The 16,607-nt window shown below is 61.8% G+C and carries 18 protein-coding genes and 1 pseudogene; 17 read left to right on the top strand and 2 right to left on the bottom strand.

The window, feature by feature from the left end; genetic code table 11:
- Positions 1-69 precede the first annotated feature (69 nt).
- Genes phnG through phnN form a run of 9 tightly spaced genes read left to right on the top strand, consistent with a single transcriptional unit; the run spans position 70 to position 5,868 of the window.
- Positions 70-525 (top strand): phosphonate C-P lyase system protein PhnG, encoded by a 456-nt coding sequence (phnG, locus tag FIU81_RS12525; RefSeq protein WP_124110832.1) that lies wholly within the window; start codon positions 70-72, stop codon positions 523-525.
- Entirely contained in the window at positions 525-1,088 is a 564-nt protein-coding gene (gene phnH / locus FIU81_RS12520; RefSeq protein WP_124110833.1) for a phosphonate C-P lyase system protein PhnH, read from the top strand. The genes phnG and phnH overlap by 1 nt, the downstream gene beginning before the upstream one ends.
- Positions 1,088-2,176 carry a carbon-phosphorus lyase complex subunit PhnI gene (locus tag FIU81_RS12515; protein ID WP_124110834.1) on the top strand — a complete coding sequence of 363 codons (1,089 nt, stop codon included), beginning with the start codon at positions 1,088-1,090 and terminating at the stop codon, positions 2,174-2,176. The genes phnH and FIU81_RS12515 overlap by 1 nt, the downstream gene beginning before the upstream one ends.
- Positions 2,173-3,024 carry an alpha-D-ribose 1-methylphosphonate 5-phosphate C-P-lyase PhnJ gene (locus FIU81_RS12510; protein ID WP_124110835.1) on the top strand — a complete coding sequence of 284 codons (852 nt, stop codon included), beginning with the start codon at positions 2,173-2,175 and terminating at the stop codon, positions 3,022-3,024. The genes FIU81_RS12515 and FIU81_RS12510 overlap by 4 nt, the downstream gene beginning before the upstream one ends.
- Entirely contained in the window at positions 3,021-3,413 is a 393-nt protein-coding gene (locus FIU81_RS12505) for a VOC family protein (protein WP_124110836.1), read from the top strand. The genes FIU81_RS12510 and FIU81_RS12505 overlap by 4 nt, the downstream gene beginning before the upstream one ends.
- Positions 3,410-4,180 carry a phosphonate C-P lyase system protein PhnK gene (gene phnK / locus FIU81_RS12500; RefSeq protein ID WP_124110845.1) on the top strand — a complete coding sequence of 257 codons (771 nt, stop codon included), beginning with the start codon at positions 3,410-3,412 and terminating at the stop codon, positions 4,178-4,180. The genes FIU81_RS12505 and phnK overlap by 4 nt, the downstream gene beginning before the upstream one ends.
- A 4-nt stretch (positions 4,181-4,184) precedes the next feature.
- The gene (locus FIU81_RS12495; RefSeq protein WP_124110837.1) at positions 4,185-4,646 is read left to right on the top strand and encodes a GNAT family N-acetyltransferase; all 462 of its coding nucleotides are present in this window, start codon (positions 4,185-4,187) and stop codon (positions 4,644-4,646) included.
- Positions 4,643-5,326 carry a phosphonate C-P lyase system protein PhnL gene (phnL, locus tag FIU81_RS12490; RefSeq protein ID WP_124110838.1) on the top strand — a complete coding sequence of 228 codons (684 nt, stop codon included), beginning with the start codon at positions 4,643-4,645 and terminating at the stop codon, positions 5,324-5,326. The genes FIU81_RS12495 and phnL overlap by 4 nt, the downstream gene beginning before the upstream one ends.
- Positions 5,323-5,868, top strand: coding sequence for a phosphonate metabolism protein/1,5-bisphosphokinase (PRPP-forming) PhnN (gene phnN, locus FIU81_RS12485; RefSeq protein ID WP_124110839.1), 546 nt, complete (start codon positions 5,323-5,325; stop codon positions 5,866-5,868). The genes phnL and phnN overlap by 4 nt, the downstream gene beginning before the upstream one ends.
- Here phnN and FIU81_RS12480 read toward each other — a convergent pair.
- On the bottom strand, positions 5,850-6,521 hold the full coding sequence (locus tag FIU81_RS12480) for a DUF1045 domain-containing protein (RefSeq protein ID WP_124110840.1): 672 nt from the start codon (positions 6,519-6,521) through the stop codon (positions 5,850-5,852). The genes phnN and FIU81_RS12480 overlap by 19 nt on opposite strands.
- A gap of 49 nt (positions 6,522-6,570) precedes the next feature.
- Here FIU81_RS12480 and FIU81_RS12475 point away from each other — a divergent pair, with 49 nt between their 5' ends.
- The 8 genes from FIU81_RS12475 (at position 6,571) to chrA (ending at position 14,638) form a co-directional block, all read left to right on the top strand.
- Complete coding sequence (locus tag FIU81_RS12475) at positions 6,571-7,713, top strand: alpha-D-ribose 1-methylphosphonate 5-triphosphate diphosphatase (protein WP_124110846.1); 1,143 nt, start codon at positions 6,571-6,573, stop codon at positions 7,711-7,713.
- A 77-nt stretch (positions 7,714-7,790) separates the two neighbouring features.
- Positions 7,791-7,922, top strand: coding sequence for a hypothetical protein (locus tag FIU81_RS17045; protein WP_256366144.1), 132 nt, complete (start codon positions 7,791-7,793; stop codon positions 7,920-7,922).
- A gap of 175 nt (positions 7,923-8,097) precedes the next feature.
- On the top strand, positions 8,098-9,405 hold the full coding sequence (locus FIU81_RS12470; RefSeq protein WP_124110841.1) for an extracellular solute-binding protein: 1,308 nt from the start codon (positions 8,098-8,100) through the stop codon (positions 9,403-9,405).
- Between the two features lie 65 nt (positions 9,406-9,470).
- Positions 9,471-10,352, top strand: a complete 882-nt coding sequence (locus FIU81_RS12465; protein ID WP_124110842.1) for an ABC transporter permease subunit — start codon at positions 9,471-9,473, stop codon at positions 10,350-10,352.
- A 50-nt stretch (positions 10,353-10,402) separates the two neighbouring features.
- Positions 10,403-11,281, top strand: coding sequence for an ABC transporter permease subunit (locus tag FIU81_RS12460; RefSeq protein ID WP_124110847.1), 879 nt, complete (start codon positions 10,403-10,405; stop codon positions 11,279-11,281).
- A gap of 12 nt (positions 11,282-11,293) precedes the next feature.
- Positions 11,294-12,337, top strand: coding sequence for a sn-glycerol-3-phosphate ABC transporter ATP-binding protein UgpC (gene ugpC / locus FIU81_RS12455; protein ID WP_124110843.1), 1,044 nt, complete (start codon positions 11,294-11,296; stop codon positions 12,335-12,337).
- Positions 12,338-12,360: 23 nt separating this feature from the next.
- On the top strand, positions 12,361-13,359 hold the full coding sequence (locus FIU81_RS12450; protein WP_124110848.1) for an endonuclease/exonuclease/phosphatase family protein: 999 nt from the start codon (positions 12,361-12,363) through the stop codon (positions 13,357-13,359).
- Positions 13,331-14,638, top strand: coding sequence for a chromate efflux transporter (chrA, locus tag FIU81_RS12445; RefSeq protein ID WP_124110844.1), 1,308 nt, complete (start codon positions 13,331-13,333; stop codon positions 14,636-14,638). Before FIU81_RS12450 ends, chrA begins: the two co-directional genes overlap by 29 nt.
- Before the next feature lie 506 nt (positions 14,639-15,144).
- Here the strand turns inward: chrA and FIU81_RS12440 are convergent.
- Positions 15,145-16,590: pseudogene (locus FIU81_RS12440) on the bottom strand (IS3 family transposase).
- Between the last annotated feature and the right edge of the window lie 17 nt (positions 16,591-16,607).

Below are 16,607 nucleotides of genomic sequence, written 5' to 3'. Positions count from 1 at the left end.
TCTTCTGTCAGACGGCGATGAATCGCGTATCATATGTATAGTTGTATAGATCACTGGCCGGTTGTCGAGATGAAAGACGGATTTGACCACATTGCAGACCGTAGGCACTGGATGGGCGTCTTGGCGAAGGCGCCTGAGGGACGTGCCGCGGCCCTTCTGGATGCCGCGATGCCGCGCCCGTCCTTCACTTGGCTCCGCGCGCCCGAAGTCGGCACCGCCATGGTGCGCGGCCGTGCGGGCGGGACCGGATCGCCGTTCAATCTGGGCGAGGTGACGGTGACCCGCTGTGCCCTGAGCCTGGCAAGCGGAGAGGCCGGTCATGCCTACATTCAAGGCCGGCGCAAGGCGGATGCCGAAGCCGCGGCACTGATCGACGCGCTGATGCAGACCGACAGGGCAGGGGCGGTGCAGGATGCGGTATTGGACCCGCTGGAAGCCGAAGCTGCTGCAACGAAGGCCGCCCGCGCGGGCAAAGCCGCCGCAACGAAAGTGGATTTCTTCACCATGGTCCGAGGGGAAGATTGATGCAGGCCCAAATCCTTTCCGGAGGCTTCACCGATCCGTCTCGCCAGTCGGCCCATGTCTTCCGCGGCGTCATGGAAGCGATGGCCCGCCCCGGAACGCTACATCAGGTTCAGGGCGCAGAACCGCCCGCGCTTCTGTCCCTGGCGGCGGGTGCCGTGCTTCTGACGCTGTGCGACACGGATACGCCACTCTATCTGGCAGGTGCCGCCGATTGCGATCCGGTCCGCGATTGGATCGCCTTTCACACCAGCGCACCGTTCGCCGGGCCCGCCGACTGCATGTTCGCCCTTGGAACGTGGCAGGCGCTGGCTCCCCTTGACGCCTACCCCAAAGGTACTGCCGCATATCCGGACCGGTCGGCCACGTTGATCGTGGAATGTCCGACGCTCGACCCTTCGGGCGCAACGCTCACCGGTCCCGGTATCCAGGACCGTGCTGCCCTGTCCCTGCCAGAGACCCGCGCTTTCCAAGACAATCATGCGCTGTTCCCGCTTGGCCTTGATTTCATCTTCACAAGCGGCAGCCGGTTGGCGGCGCTGCCCCGATCGACAGAGGTGCGCTGATGTACGTTGCCGTGAAGGGCGGAGAGCGGGCGATCGAGAACGCCCATGCGTGGCTGGCCGAGGAACGCCGGGGCGATACCGCCGTAACAGAGCTGAGCGTGGACCAGATTCGTGAGCAGCTGAGCCTTGCTGTGAACCGCGTCATGGCAGAGGGTTCCCTTTACGATCCGGATCTTGCCGCGCTGGCGATCAAGCAGGCGCGGGGCGACCTGATCGAGGCGATTTTCCTTATCCGGGCCTACCGCACCACGTTGCCGCGTTTCGGGGCGTCGCGTCCGATCGATACCGCCGGGATGGTCTGTGACCGGCGCATTTCGGCGACCTTCAAGGATCTGCCCGGCGGGCAGGTTCTTGGACCCACCTTCGACTACACGCACCGTCTGCTGGATTTCAAACTAGCCGCCGAGGGCGAAGTCCCAAAGGCCCCCATACGCGAGACCGAACCCGGCGAAGTCCCGCATGTCACAGAATTTCTGAACCGCGAAGGCCTGATCGAAGAAGCTCCGCAAGACGACACGCCACCGCCCGACCTGACGCGCGAGCCGTTGGAGTTGCCCGCCGACCGGGCGTTGCGCCTGCAGGCTCTGGCCCGTGCGGATGAAGGGTTCACCCTTGGCCTCGCCTATTCCACCCAACGTGGCTACGCGCGCAACCACGCCTTCGTCGGAGAGCTGCGGATCGGCTCGGTTCCGGTGGAGATGGATATCCCCGAGCTCGGCTTTGCCATCGAGATCGGTGAGATTGCCGTGACCGAGTGCGAGACGGTGAACCAGTTCAAGGGGTCGAAGACAGAGCCGCCGCAGTTCACGCGCGGCTACGGGCTGGTTTTCGGCCAGACGGAACGCAAGGCGATTTCCATGGCTTTGGTGGACCGTGCGCTTCGATGGGAAGAGCTTGGCGAGGGCGATCAGGGCGCGCCTGCGCAAGATGCCGAGTTCGTTCTTTACCATGCCGACAATATCCAGGCGACGGGCTTTCTGGAGCATATCAAGCTGCCCCATTACGTCGATTTTCAGTCCGAGCTGGAGCTGGTGCGCAAGTTGCGCCGCGGGGCAGGGGCCGAAGACATGCAGGAGGCCGCAGAATGACCGATTACAATTTCGCCTACCTCGACGAGCAGACAAAGCGGATGATCCGCCGCGCGATTCTGAAAGGCCTGGCGATCCCCGGCTACCAGGTGCCATTCGCCAGTCGCGAGATGCCGATGCCCTACGGCTGGGGCACCGGAGGCGTGCAGGTGTCGGCAGCGGTGCTGACGCCAGACGACCAATTTAAGGTTATCGATCAGGGCGCGGATGACACGACCAATGCCGTCTCTATCCGCAGCTTCTTCGAACGCACCGCCAGAGTGGTGACCACGACCGCCACGCGGGACGCGACGGTGATCCAGACCCGCCACCGCATCCCCGAAGAGCCGCTGACCAAAGGGCAGATCCTTGTCTATCAGGTGCCGATCCCCGAGCCGCTGCGCTTTCTGGAGCCGCGCGAGAGCGAGACTCGCAAGATGCATGCTTTGGAAGAATACGGGTTGATGCACGTGAAGCTGTACGAGGACGTCAGCCGCCATGGGTACATCGCCACCTCGTATGCCTATCCGGTGAAGGTCGAAGGCCGCTACGTGATGGACCCGTCGCCGATCCCCAAGTTCGACAATCCCAAGCTGGGCGACATGGCCGCTATCCAGCTGTTCGGCGCGGGACGCGAGCAACGCATCTATGCGCTGCCGCCCTATACGCAGGTCGTCAGCCTCGATTTCGAAGACCGCCCCTTCGAGCCCTCGCGCGCTGATTATCCTTGCGCCCTGTGCGGGGCCGAGGACAGCTATCTGGACGAAGTCATCGTGGACGACGCGGGAACCCGCATGTTCGTCTGCTCGGATACCGACTACTGCACCGCCCGCCAAGCGGCGGGCCACCGGGGAAAGGACGCCGCATGACGCAGCCACCCACGCTTGTACCCTACCTTTCCTATGTCGATGCCAAGGCGGCCATGACCTTTCTGCAGGCGGCCTTCGACTTCGCGACGATCCAAGCCTTCGACGATGAAAACGGACGGCTCGTGCATGGCGAAATGAAATACGAGGGTGCCATCATCATGCTGGGCAGCGCCGACGCGCGCCATACCGGCTCCAGCCCCGGCCTTTATATCGTGGTCGACGATCTCGACGCGCATTTCGCGCGCGCCCGGGATGCCGGCGCCGACATCGTCTATCCGCCTGAAGATACCGAGTTCGGCACCCGTCGCTACCGGTGCCGCGACCCCGAGGGCCACGAATGGAGCTTCGGCACCTACCGGCCGCAGTTCGAGGCGCTGGCATGGTCATGACGCCCCTCCTGTCTGTCCGGGACATCACCAAGCACTACGGCGTGCATTTGGGCTGTGCCGACGTATCGTTCGACCTCTATCCCGGCGAGGTCATGGGCATCGTCGGTGAAAGCGGGTCGGGAAAGTCCACGCTGCTAAGCTGCCTTGCCGGACACCTGACCCCGGACGCGGGCACGGTGGTCTTCAACACCGGTACCGACGGCCCGCGCGACACTGTCATCATGTCCGAGCCGGAGCGTCGGATGCTCGGGCGCACCGATTGGGCCTTCGTTCACCAGCACGCCCGCGACGGGCTGCGCATGGGCGTGTCGGCGGGCGGCAATGTCGGCGAGCGTCTGATGGCCGTGGGCGCGCGCCACTATGGCGACATCCGCGATCAGGCCTCCGACTGGCTTGAACGGGTAGAGATCGATGCCGCTCGCGTGGACGATCGGCCCACGACTTTTTCGGGTGGTATGCAGCAGCGCCTTCAGATCGCGCGCAATCTCGTCACCGGACCCAGGCTGGTCTTCATGGATGAGCCGACCGGGGGTCTCGACGTCTCTGTCCAAGCCCGCCTTCTGGACCTGCTGCGCGGCCTTGTGCGGGACATGGGTCTGTCGGCAATCATCGTAACTCATGATCTGGCCGTGGTGCGCCTGCTGGCGGATCGGCTGATGGTGATGAAATCGGGCCATGTGGTCGAAGCCGGGCTAACAGATCAGGTGTTGGACGACCCCCAGCACGCCTACAGCCAGCTTCTTGTCAGTTCCGTTTTGCAGGTGTGAGGGGATGACTGTTCGTATCGCATCGATGCGCGCCGCAGATTATCCCGGCGTCATGGCGTTCCTGCAAAGGACGTTGCCGGATGATTGGCGCAGCTCGGCCCCCATGTCCGAGACGCAATTTGAACGGGTTCTGGCCGACCGATCGGTGATCGCAGTGCTGGCGTACGACAACGATCGCGTCGTTGGCTGGGCCGCTGGGTATGTCTTTCCGACCCTCGTAGGTCAGGGTGACACTGCGATGCTGGATGAGCTTCTGGTCGATCCCGCGCATCGGGGAAAGGGTATCGGGACGTCGCTTGTCTCAGCGTTCCTGAACATCGCAGAGGCAAAGGCCGCGCCACCTGTCGCATTCTCGGCAACCACCGATTTTCCCAAAGAACCCGCTGCGACGCCGTTCCAGAAGACAGGCGGCAGACGCGGCGGATTGCTGCGGCAGTTCGATTGGTCAACGGAGATTCGCGCATGATTACCCTTCGGAATGTCTCGAAAACCTTCACCCTGCACAATCAGGGCAGCGCGGTGATCGAGGTCGTCAGCGATGTCTCCCTTTCCATCGAGCCCGGTGAATGCGTGGCGCTGACCGGAGCCTCCGGTGCTGGCAAGTCTACCCTGATGCGGATGATCTACGGCAACTATCTGGCGCAGGCGGGTCAGATCCGCATCGGCGACACTGACATCGTGCAGGCCACGCCCCGTGAAATCATCGCTCTGCGCCGAGAAGTGCTGGGATATGTCAGCCAGTTCCTGCGCGTAGTGCCCCGCGTGCCGACGCTGGATGTGGTCGCTGAACCGCTGCGAGTGCTGGGTGTTTCGGAGGATGATGCCCAAAGCCGCGCACGCGATCTGTTGAACCGGTTGAACATCCCCGAGCGACTGTGGTCTCTGTCGCCCACCACCTTCTCGGGGGGCGAGCAGCAACGGGTGAACATCGCACGCGGCTTCGCGCATGCCTATCCGGCGCTGTTGCTGGACGAACCTACGGCAAGCCTCGATGCCGCGAACAGAGAGGTGGTTCTGTCGCTGATAGAGGACGCCAAGGCCCGCGGTGCGGCGATCGTCGGCATCTTCCACGACGAGGCCGCGCGCGCCCGCGTCTGCGACCGTGAGATTGACGTGGGCCGCTTCACCCCCGGTCTGGCCGCATGACGCGGGGGCGGTTCATCGCCGTGGTTGGTCCCTCTGGCGTCGGCAAGGACAGCGTGACGGCGGGGCTGCAAGCGATGATGCCAAACGTTCACTTGGTGCGCCGGGTCATCACTCGTGCGCCGGAACTGGGTGGGGAAGACTTTGATGCCGTCGATGACCAGACGTTCGAGGAGATGGCATCCAGCGGGTCCTTTGTGCTGCATTGGAACGCGCACGGGCTGCGCTACGGCATCCCCGCCACGGTGGCCGCGCATTTGGAACGGGGAAGGGATTGCCTTGCGAACCTGTCCCGCGGCGTACTGCTTGACGCTGCGGAGCGATTTCTCGACTTCGCGGTCCTTCACATCACCGCGACACCGGACACCCTATCGCGCCGCCTATCCGCCCGCGGTCGTGAGACAGCGGAAGACATCGCATTGCGATTGTCACGAGCGCAGATGCCCTTGCCGGCAGGTTTGGACGTGATCCATGTGTCGAACGACGGACCACTGGCAGAAACGGTCGGCCGCGCGGCGGCGCTGCTTCAGCCAGCAAGCGTGTAGCGATGAATCACTTCGAACCGCCCGTCGGCCCGCTCACCGCACAGCGCGATCTGATCCACGACGAATGGGTTCGGCAGTGCTGGCAGGACACGCTCGGCGCGCTCTATCCAGAGTTCTGCCGATCCCTCCGACAAGGGGCCGGTCAAGGTCAGGTGAAAGCGGAATTCCTCCATCACGTAAGGGTAGCCCCACTGTGTCAGCAGGGCCTCTTGCCGATCCGTCAGCCCGACTTTCCTGCGGCGCTCCAGATCATCGGGCGCGGGCGGCTTACGGAAGATATCGAGGTCGCGCACGCACGCAGCTGCCAAACGGCGCAGATCCTCATTTCCCCCTTTGGGTGTCAGCGCCAAGAAGCGGCCGATGGCTTTGAGTTCCAGCGTATCACAGGTCGCAGCAGCGGTCGTCGCAGCCAATTCCGCAACAGTGTCTTCCAACGCCGTAAGCGACTGGCCATCGGACAGACGGAAGGGCGGCTTCAATGTGCCGTGGAAACCGTATTTCCGCGGAGCCGCAGTAATGCTGGGCAGACCAGGAAGATCGAACTGCGGGACCTCGCCGCCCCGCGCGATGTCCCAGCCCAACCAATTCCTGCCGAAAGTGGCCAAGGGCCCCTCTGGCGGAAAGTAGTAAATCGCAAAACGGGTGTATGACATGAACTCTCTTTTCCCCAAGACACCTATGGCGACCGCCCGTAACAGCGACATGTCAGGCTGTTTGTGTTTGGCCAATGCAAAACTCGTTCTGGCCGATCGGGTGATGACGGGCGCGTTGACCATTGAAGACGGCACGATCCGCGACATCGCCGAAGGGGACCACCTGCCTTCGGACGCCGTGGATTGCGCGGGCGACTTTGTCCTGCCCGGTCTTGTGGAATTGCACACCGACAATTTGGAACGCCATCTAGAGCCGCGTCCCGAAGTTGATTGGCCGCATCTGCCCGCTTTGGTCGCCCACGACGCCGAACTTGCTTCGACCGGGATCACGACCGTGTTCGATGCGCTGCGTTGCGGCTCGATCCACAGCGGCAAGGCGCGCTACGAGGATTACGCCCGCAAGCTGGCCACCGAACTGCTCGCCGCCCGGACGGCGGGTCTTCTGAAGATCAGCCATTTTCTGCACCTGCGGGCAGAAATCTGCTCGGAGACCTTGCTGGAAGAGCTGGCCGCCTTTGGCCCCGAAGACCGCGTCGGCATCGTGAGCCTGATGGATCACACGCCCGGCCAGCGTCAGTTTCGCGATATGTCTGCGCTGAAAGCCTACGTCGCCAAGAAGCGAGGCATGAACGACGGGGAGTTTGCCGAGCATGTGGAGCAGCTCGTGGACCTGCAACGCCGCTTTGGCGCACAGCACGAAGCCGGCGCCGTGACAGAGGCGCACCGGCTGGGCGCGGTTCTGGCCAGCCACGACGATACGACCGCCGAGCATGTGGCGACCTCTGCCGGGAATGGCGTCGGCTTCGCGGAATTTCCGACAACACTGGAAGCGGCCCAAGCCTGCCGCGCCCACGGCATCGCCGTGATGATGGGCGCGCCGAACCTGATCCGAGGGGGCTCTCACTCCGGCAACATTGCGGCGCGAGACCTTGCGCAGGCGGACCTGCTGGACATCGTCTCGTCGGATTATGTTCCGGCGGCACTGTTACTTTCAGCGTTTCGCTTGGCCGAAATCTGGGCCGACCTGCCGCGCGCCATTGCGACGGTCACGCGCAACCCCGCCCGCGCGGCCGGGCTGAACGACCGTGGCGCGCTAGAGGTGGGCCAAAGGGGCGATGTTCTACGCGTGCGGCAGGCGGGCGACACACCGCTTCTGCGCGGTGTCTGGAGCTTGGGCGACCGGGTCGCGTAGGCAACTTGGAAGACCATCATTTTCACCGTGACGATGCGTAGGTGGTATCGCTCGTTCATTCGATATGACGGACCACCATGACCGGTGCGCTGTCCTGTGTAGGCAAGGCGAACTTCATCCGCCAGACTATCGCAGAGACCATGCGTTCTTTAGGCGAAGACGCCGTCATCCGGTCCGCGTTCTCGAACTTATGGTCGGACGAAACCTGATCTCGTGGCGCCGCCTGCCGTCACAAATCTGAAACGATGTCTTTGCAGGACTGTCACGGAAGGGCCGTAGGTCACGCTGCATGCGCGACACGTACGTGCATGCGGACCGGCGGCAGCCGCCGGGCGATTGCAGTTCAGCGGGCGCGCCGTGCCGTGTCCGGGACCGGAGGAAGACATGAAGAAAATTCTGATCACCACGGCGATAGCGACGTGCGGCCTGACGGCCAACGCAGCCTTCGCTCAGACCGAAATCACCTGGTGGCACGGTATGGGCGGCCACCTCGGCGATGTCGTCAACGAGATCGCCGAAGGCTTCAACGGCAGCCAAAGTGACTATGTCATCACGCCCGTGTTCAAAGGCTCTTACGAAGAGACCCTGACTGGTGCGATCGCCGCTTTCCGTGCCGGCGAACAGCCCAATGTCGTTCAGGTCTTCGATGCCGGTGCCGCAACGGTGATCGGTGCCCAGGGCGCGACGATCCCGGTGCAGGATCTGCTGGAGCAGAACGGTGTCGATTTCGACATCGAAGATTACATCGCCGGCGTGCGCTACTTCTACGCCGATGCCGACGGCAAGATGATCGGCATGCCGTTCAATTCGTCTTCGCCGGTCCTGTACTACAATGCCGACGCCTTGGCAGAGGCCGGTGTCGAGCCGCCCGCCACCTACGAAGAGTTCGAGCAGATCGCCCCGGCGATCCAAGAGGCCGGTTATACCCCGCTGGTCCAGACCCACCTGCCGTGGGAATTCGTCGAGAACTTCCACTCCCGCCACAATCTGCCCTTCGCCACGAACGACAACGGTTATGAAGGTGCGGAAGGGACCGAAATCCTGATCAACTCGCCCGAGATGGCCATGCACTTCACGAAGGTGAAGGAATGGCTTGATGGCGGCCTCTTCGGCTTCCACGGAACCAGCTGGGATGACAACAAAGCGCAGTTCCTCGATGCCTCTGCTGCGATGTACATCGGCTCCTCCGGCGATTTCGGCGGGCTAACCTCTATGGATCTGCCGTTCGAGTGGGGCTCGACCTATCTTCCCTACTGGGAGAGCATCACCTCGGAAGGCTACCAGAGCTTCATCGGCGGCGCCTCGCTGTTCGCGATGTCGGGCTTCGACGATGAAGAAAATGCCGCCACGGCCGCCTTCTTCGAGTATCTGACCTCGCCCGAAGTTCAGTACATGTGGCACCGTGAAACCGGCTACGTTCCGATCACCGAAGCCGCCTATGAGATGGCCAAGGAAGACGGCCACTACAAGCAGTTCCCGGACGCCGAGACCGGTATCAAGCAGCTTATGCTGCCGGCCGGCGAGAACACGCGCGGCTACCGGATGGGCTTCTATGTCCAGATCCGCGACGTCGAGAACCGTGAGCTGGCCCGCTTCCTGAACGGCGAGACCACGATCGAGGACGCGCTTGCGACGATCGAAACCGAAGGCAACGAACTGCTTGCCCGCTTCGCGCAGACCGCCACGAACTAAGCCGCTTTTGATGATCTGCTGCGGCCACCTCCGGGTGGCCGCAGTGTCCCGTTCTAGGACCCGATATGAAACGCGCTGGTTTCGATAATCCCTGGCTGCCGATGCTGCTGTTGCTGCCACAGCTGTCGATCATATGCCTGTTCTTCTACTGGCCGGCTTGGCAGGCCCTGCGCTCGTCCTTTTACCTCGAAGACCCGTTCGGCTTTGGCGAGACGTTTGTCGGCTTGGCGAACTACACACGGCTTTGGGAAAGCTCTCAGTATCTGAAGAATGCGTGGTTCACGCTGTGGTTCACGGTTTTGGTAACCTTCTTCTCGCTGGCCATTGCACTACTGTTGGCGGTCAAGGCCGATACGGTTCTGCGCGGTGCGAAGACCTACCGAACGCTGCTTATGTGGGTGTATGCCGTGGCACCCCCGGTGGCGGGCTTCATCGCTCTGATTGTCTTCAACCAGCGCTGGGGACCGCTGACGGAGTTCTTCGCCCAGTTCGGCTGGCAAATCAGAGTCCGGCTGGAGTATTTCGACACCGCGTTTGCGATGATCGTGGCCAGCGTCTGGAAGCAGATCCCCGTCAATTTCATCTTTTTCCTGTCCGGCCTGCAATCGATCCCGCGATCGGTGCGCGAAGCGGCCTTGATCGATAATCCCTCGGGTGTCTCAAGGTTCTGGACAGTCACCTTCCCGCTGCTTGCACCGACGGGGTTCTTCCTGCTGATCATCAACATCACCTATGCGCTCTTCGACACCTTCGGGATGATCGACACGATCTTGCGCAACAATCCGGGCGATCAGCCTGTCACGCTGGTCTACCAGGTCTATCTCGACGGCTTCCGCGGGCAGGACATCGGTGGATCGTCGGCGCAGTCCGTCGTGCTCATGGTGTTGGTGCTCGCGCTGACGATCTTCCAGTTCCGTCTCGTCGAGCGGCGCATACATTACACGTGAACGGAAAAATGGCCGAGATTTACCAAACCCCGGATCAAGCCAAGGCGTCCATGTTGGACGCGCCCGTGCGCCGTCACCGCCGCCCCCTGCGCCCAAGCGTGGTCGTGAATCACCTAGTGCTGATCGCGGGGGCGGTCTTCATGATCGCACCGCTTCTGATGCTTGTTCAGATGAGCACGATCCCCGACGCGCAAATCATGCAAACCGGACCGTCGCTTGAGATCGGCGATCGCTTCTGGACAAACTTGGACGCTGCACTGAACGAAAGCATGAGCTTTTCGGGCGAGACGACCGGTCTGAACATGTTTCGCAACTCGATGATCCTAGGAGTGGGTTTCGCTGTCGGCAAGATCGTCGTCGCAATGATGGCCGCCTACGCCATCGTCTACTTCCGCCTGCGTTTCGCTACCCTGGCGTTCTGGCTGATCTTCTCGACGCTGCTCCTACCACTCGAAGTGCGCATCGTTCCCTCCTACGAAATCACCCAGAAGCTTGGCCTGTTGAACACATGGACCGGGCTGATCGTACCACTGATCGCTTCGGCCACCGCGACCTTCTTCTTCCGGCAGTTCTTCATGTCAGTGCCGGAGGAGCTGCTGGAAGCGGCCAAGATCGACGGTGCCGGGCCGGTGAAATTCTTCATCGACATTCTGGTGCCCCTGTCCCGCACCATGATCGCGGCGATGTTCATCATCATGTTCGTCTACGGCTGGAACCAGTATCTATGGCCGACGATGGTTTCGACCGAAGAGGGCAAGTTCACCCTTGTTCAGGGGATCAAGCAGATCACCCAGGGGCTGGAGGGCGGTCATATCCCCGAGTATGGCCGGTCGAACCTGCTGGCAGTTTTCGCCTTTCTGCCACCGGTGCTGGTCGTGATCTTCTTTCAGCGATGGTTCGTGAAGGGCCTGACCGAGTCCGACAAATAAGGAAAAGCGAAAATGGCACGGGTGACACTCGATCGCGTCCGCAAGGTCTATCCCAACGGCTTCGAGGCCGTGAAACCCTGCTCCTTCGAGATCGAAGACGGCGAGTTTCTGGTTCTCGTTGGACCGTCAGGGTGCGGCAAGTCCACGCTTCTTCGCATGGTCGCTGGCCTGGAAGACATTACCGACGGCACGCTGACCATCGGCGGGCGTGAGGTCAATACAGTCGATCCGGCGAACCGGGACATCGCGATGGTGTTCCAGAACTACGCTCTTTATCCGCACATGACCGTGCGCCGAAACATCGCCTACGGGCTTAAGAACCGGGGGACGTCGAAGGACCAGATCGCTGCCAAGGTCGACGAGGCCGCGCGGATGCTCAATCTGACCGAATACCTCGATCGCAAGCCCTCGCAGCTTTCTGGTGGTCAGCGCCAGCGCGTTGCCATGGGACGCGCCATCGTGCGGAACCCGGCGCTGTTTCTGTTCGACGAACCGCTCTCGAACCTCGATGCGAAGCTGCGCAATCAGATGCGGATAGAGATCAAGGCATTGCAACGGCGGCTTGGCGTGACATCGATCTATGTCACCCACGATCAGGTCGAGGCGATGACCATGGCAGATCGTATCATTGTGCTGAACGGCGGCGTGATCGAACAGATCGGCACGCCGGCCGAAATCTACCACTCTCCGGCGTCCACCTTCGTCGCCAGTTTCATGGGGGCGCCTCCGATGAACCTGATCGAGGCGACATCCGACGACGCTGCCGTGCGACTGGCCGACGGCACGACCGTGATGCAGACACCAACTGGTCGGTCCGGGCCCATCACAGTTGGTATCCGACCCGAGGATGTGCGGGTCGGCCAAGGCAGCGCCACCTTCGATGTGGCTTTGGTGGAAGAACTGGGCGCGCACCGCCTGCTGCATGGCAGTGTCTCGGGCCAACCCTTCACCGCGCATGTCCTCAAGGAGTCCGACGTCACAGCGGGCACGCACCGGATCGATCTGCCCGTCGATGCGCTTGCACTGTTCGATGCCGATACGGGAATGCGGCTGTGAGCGCTCTTCTGGCCGAAGATGCCATGCCCGCGATCACCGTTGCGGACGCCCTGCCGAATGTGACGAAGGCCCAGCGCGACAGGCTCTTGGACGCGCCCCGCACCGCGGAAGCCCATCGTGCCATGATGTTGGACGTTCCGGCGATGCGCATGGTGCAGACCGGCGGTGCGCCTTCGATCTCAGTGCTGCCGGGAAGCGTGACCGCGGTGGCGTGGAACCTGGAACGATGTCTTTTCCCCGAGGAAAGCGCCGCGCATCTTGCGATCCATTCTCCCGATGTCGTGCTTTTGTCCGAGATGGACCACGGCATGGCCCGCACCGGCCAGCGCCACACCACGGCTGCGATGGCCGAAGCGCTGGGCATGACCTACGCCTACGGCGTCGAGTTCTATGAAATGGATCTGGGCGGACCGACGGAACGGTCATTCTGCAAGGACGATTTCAATGCCATCGGCTGGCACGGCAACGCTATCCTGTCAAAAGCGCCCCTAAGCCGGGTGACGCTTATCCGGCTCGACGACCACGGCCACTGGTATTCTAAGGCGGCGGGCGCGGACCCTGAGCAGCCACGGCTCGGCGGCCGCATGGCTGTTGCCGCGGTGATCGAACGGGAAGGCGGCCCGCTATGTGTCGTGTCCACCCACCTTGAAAGCAATGCGGACTCTGCGCATCGTGCGACGCAGATGGAGATCCTGTTGAATGGCGTGGACCACTTCGCCCCGGACATGCCGGTTCTGATCGGCGGGGATCTGAACACCGGCAACGATGCGCCGCCTCAATTCGACTGGCGGGACGAAGCGCTTTTCCCGCTTGCCGAGGCGCGCGGATATTCCTGGGCCTTCACGGCGGAAGGGCCGACCACACGCCCCAGCCTTATCACGCCCCACCCGGAGCGCGTGATGAAGCTGGACTGGTTCGCCGGCCGAGGGGTGTCTCCCATCGCGCAATCGGTCCTGCCATCGATATCGTCCTCCGGGACACCGCTTTCGGACCATGACGCTGTTGTGTGCCGGTTCCGATAGAAACTTGACTGCGACTGACAATCCCTCTCTCGCACAGGCGACCCGCATCTGGTGGAAGATCGGCGTCCTGTCTTTCGGCGGTCCTGCCGCCCAGATCGCGCTGATGCACAAAGAGGTCGTCGACGACCGCGAATGGTTGACGGAAGAACAGTTTTTGAACGGGCTGAGTTTCTGCATGCTTCTGCCGGGACCGGAAGCCATGCAACTGGCGACCTATTCCGGTTGGCGGCTTCACGGCACCGTGGGTGGTCTGATTGCCGGACTGCTGTTCGTCATCCCGGGTGCGGTCGTGATCCTGACTCTCGCGGCCATTTACAGCACCTACGGTGACGTGCCGCTTGTCGAAGGCGTATTCTACGGCATCAAGGCCGCGGTGCTCGTGATCGTTGTCGAGGCGTTACTCCGCGTTGCCAAGAGGGCCCTGTCGCAACGGTGGCATTGGGCAGTCGCCGGCCTTGCCTTTGTTGGCATCTTCTTTCTGTCGATCCCCTATCCGCTGATCGTTTTGATTGCGGCTCTTGTCGGGTGGTTCATGGCAACCGGCGAAACACAGGCGCAGATCGTCGACATGTCGCATGTGTCGATCGCCAAGACCGGGCGCACGATCGGCATCTGGCTGGCGATCTGGCTGCTTCCCCTTCTGGGTCTGACGTCGGCTGGAGCGCCGGACCTTCTGGTTCAGGTCGGCACGTTCTTCTCGACGCTTGCCGTGGTCACATTTGGCGGAGCTTATGCCGTCCTTGCGTATATGGCGCAGGATGTCGTGGTGCAGTTCGGATGGTTGTCGCCGCAGGAAATGGTCGATGCCCTTGGCCTTGCAGAGACCACCCCCGGCCCTTTGATCCTCGTTACCGAGTTTGTGGGCTTTTTGGCCGGCTACAAAGACGGCGGGCTTGCTCTTGGGATCGCGGCTGCGCTGGTGGCGCTATGGATGACATTCGCACCTTGCTTCCTGTGGATTTTTGCGGGCGCCCCATACATCGATTGGATCTCGAACCAGCCCCGACTCAATGGGGCGCTCAAGGCGATCACGGCTGCGGCTGTGGGCGTCATCCTGAACCTGTCAATTTGGTTCGCACTGCACGTCTTGTTCGCAAGAATCACACGTCTGCAAATGGGACCGATAACGCTCTGGCAGCCAGACTTGGCCACGATCGAATGGTTCGCAATGGCGCTGTTCCTTTTGTTCGCTTTTCTGGCGTTGCGCTTGCGTTGGAGCATCATCCGCATACTGATCCTCGCCGCCGGGCTTGGCGCAGCAGGTCAGGTCATTTTATGATGCGCTGCATGGAACTTATTTTCGCTTTCTCCAGAGATCATCGTACGTGAAGACAGCGCGTTCCTACTGGCACGAACATACTTCGCTCGCAGGACAAACCCAAAGATGCCGATAACGCTGCAGGCGCAGCACACCACTGCGTTCGGCTTAGCTTAACGCAGCGATGCCCCGAATTTGGTCAAGGTCTGCTATGGGCCGTGAGCAACGGATTAGACCACGCCGTGAACCGTCAGTCCTGCTTTGTCTTTGCGGGTTCGCTTCAGGCATGTGCTACCCGTCGACGAACTGACTCCCGTCCGCCAAGTCAGCACGGCACTTGTTTTCGGTGGTTCGAGGAACGGCTACTGTCTTAGGAAGTTGTCCCTGCGAGGGTCAGGCTCCGCGCCGTGCGGAGCGGTCTTGGTTTCGCCCACTTGCCACGTTTGGAAATAAGATGTGCCGCATCCTTGCCTATATCGGTCCGGAACTGCCCCTCGAAAGCCTGCTACTGAATAGCCCCGCGTTTCTTAGACGCCCTCGTGTCTCAGTTTCTGCTGCCGCTCGAAGTCGATAGGCGACAACATTCCGTCTTGCGCGTGTTTTCGCTTCGGGTTGTAGGACATCTCGATGTGGTCGAACATGTCCTGCCTGGCGTCTTTGCGGGTGCGATAGGTTCGCCGCCTGATCCGCTCGCGCTTCAGCAGGTTAAAGAAGCTCTAGGGCAAGTCCAAGTCCGCCATCAGTCCGAGGACGATGGACGCGCGCGTTGTCATGGCAGTTTCCGCGTCCGTTGCCGGCAGGGTCTTGCGGAGCAAGATCCCGAGAGGGGCTCATCGAGTGCTCGAGGTCGTGAGCTTTCAGGAAAGCGGCCCAGTCAATACTGGTAAATTGGCTGCCTTGGTCGGAGTGGATCAGCACCTTCGTCTTGGGCTTTCGGCGCCAGACCGCCATCAGCAACGCCTGCACGACCAAATCGGTCGTTTGGCGACTTTGCATCGATCCCGCTGCCCGGCAGTGATTTGCCTGCAAACCGCGAGAGGGGGCCGACGATTCGTCTTGAGAAGAGATCGATGACAACGACGAGATAGGCGAAGCCTTCCTGCGTCCGTATGTAGGTGATGTCGTCGCCCATTGGGCTCGAACCGTCGCGATCGTCGCTCAGACGGATCGCGCCTTGATCGCAACCGCCACAATGGGCAACCCCAGACGTTGTCGGACGCATCTACGTCGAACTGGCGGTCCAGCGTGTTGTCGATCATGACTGACGGCTTGCCGCCATACTTCCCGGGGCGGCGCTTTTGGCCGATCCGGGCCTTGATCCCGGCCAGTCTGGTCAGGCGAGCCACACGGTTCAGGCAGACGCTTTCGCCCTGTTCAAGAAGGTCGTCATGCAGCTTACGATGGCCATAGACCTTCCCGTTTTCGGCCCAGGCCTCCTTGAGTAGCTCTGTCTGACGCTGGTCTTCCATGGACCGCTTACTCAGAGGGTTCCTCAGCCAAGCGTAAAACCCGCTCGGCTGGATGCGCAGACATCGGCACATCGCCCGGACGGAGAATTTCCCGCGATGCTCGGCCACGAACGCGTATCTCATTCGCTGCCCGGCAGGGTCTTGCAGAGCAAGATCCCGAGAGGGTTGCATCCCCGGCGAAATACGCGTCGTCATTGTCGCTCGGAGTTGCCAGCGGCTGCGCCACCGGTCCGAGCGACCGCTGGCGACGGCGCGTCAACGACGACCCATTTTTAGAATATCGCGCTCCTCCGTCACTCGTGTCAGCTCCCGCTTCAGACGCCGGATCTCTGCATCGCTCGCGGCGTCGACCGAGGAGGCCTTCGAGAACTTCTTCTTCCAAGTGTAGAGAGAGTACGCGCTGACCCCGAGGCGATCAGAAACCTCCCTGACCGGTTAACCCCGTTCGGTGATCTGCGCGACCGCGTCCCGCTTGAAATCGTCACTGTAAGTGTTGCTGCCCATCATGGCCTCCTTGCTTC

Source organism: Palleronia sp. THAF1 (assembly GCF_009363795.1).
GTDB lineage: Bacteria > Pseudomonadota > Alphaproteobacteria > Rhodobacterales > Rhodobacteraceae > Palleronia.
The sequence above is the reverse complement of the archived record's forward strand: the minus strand, read 5'-3'. Positions and strand labels throughout refer to the sequence as shown.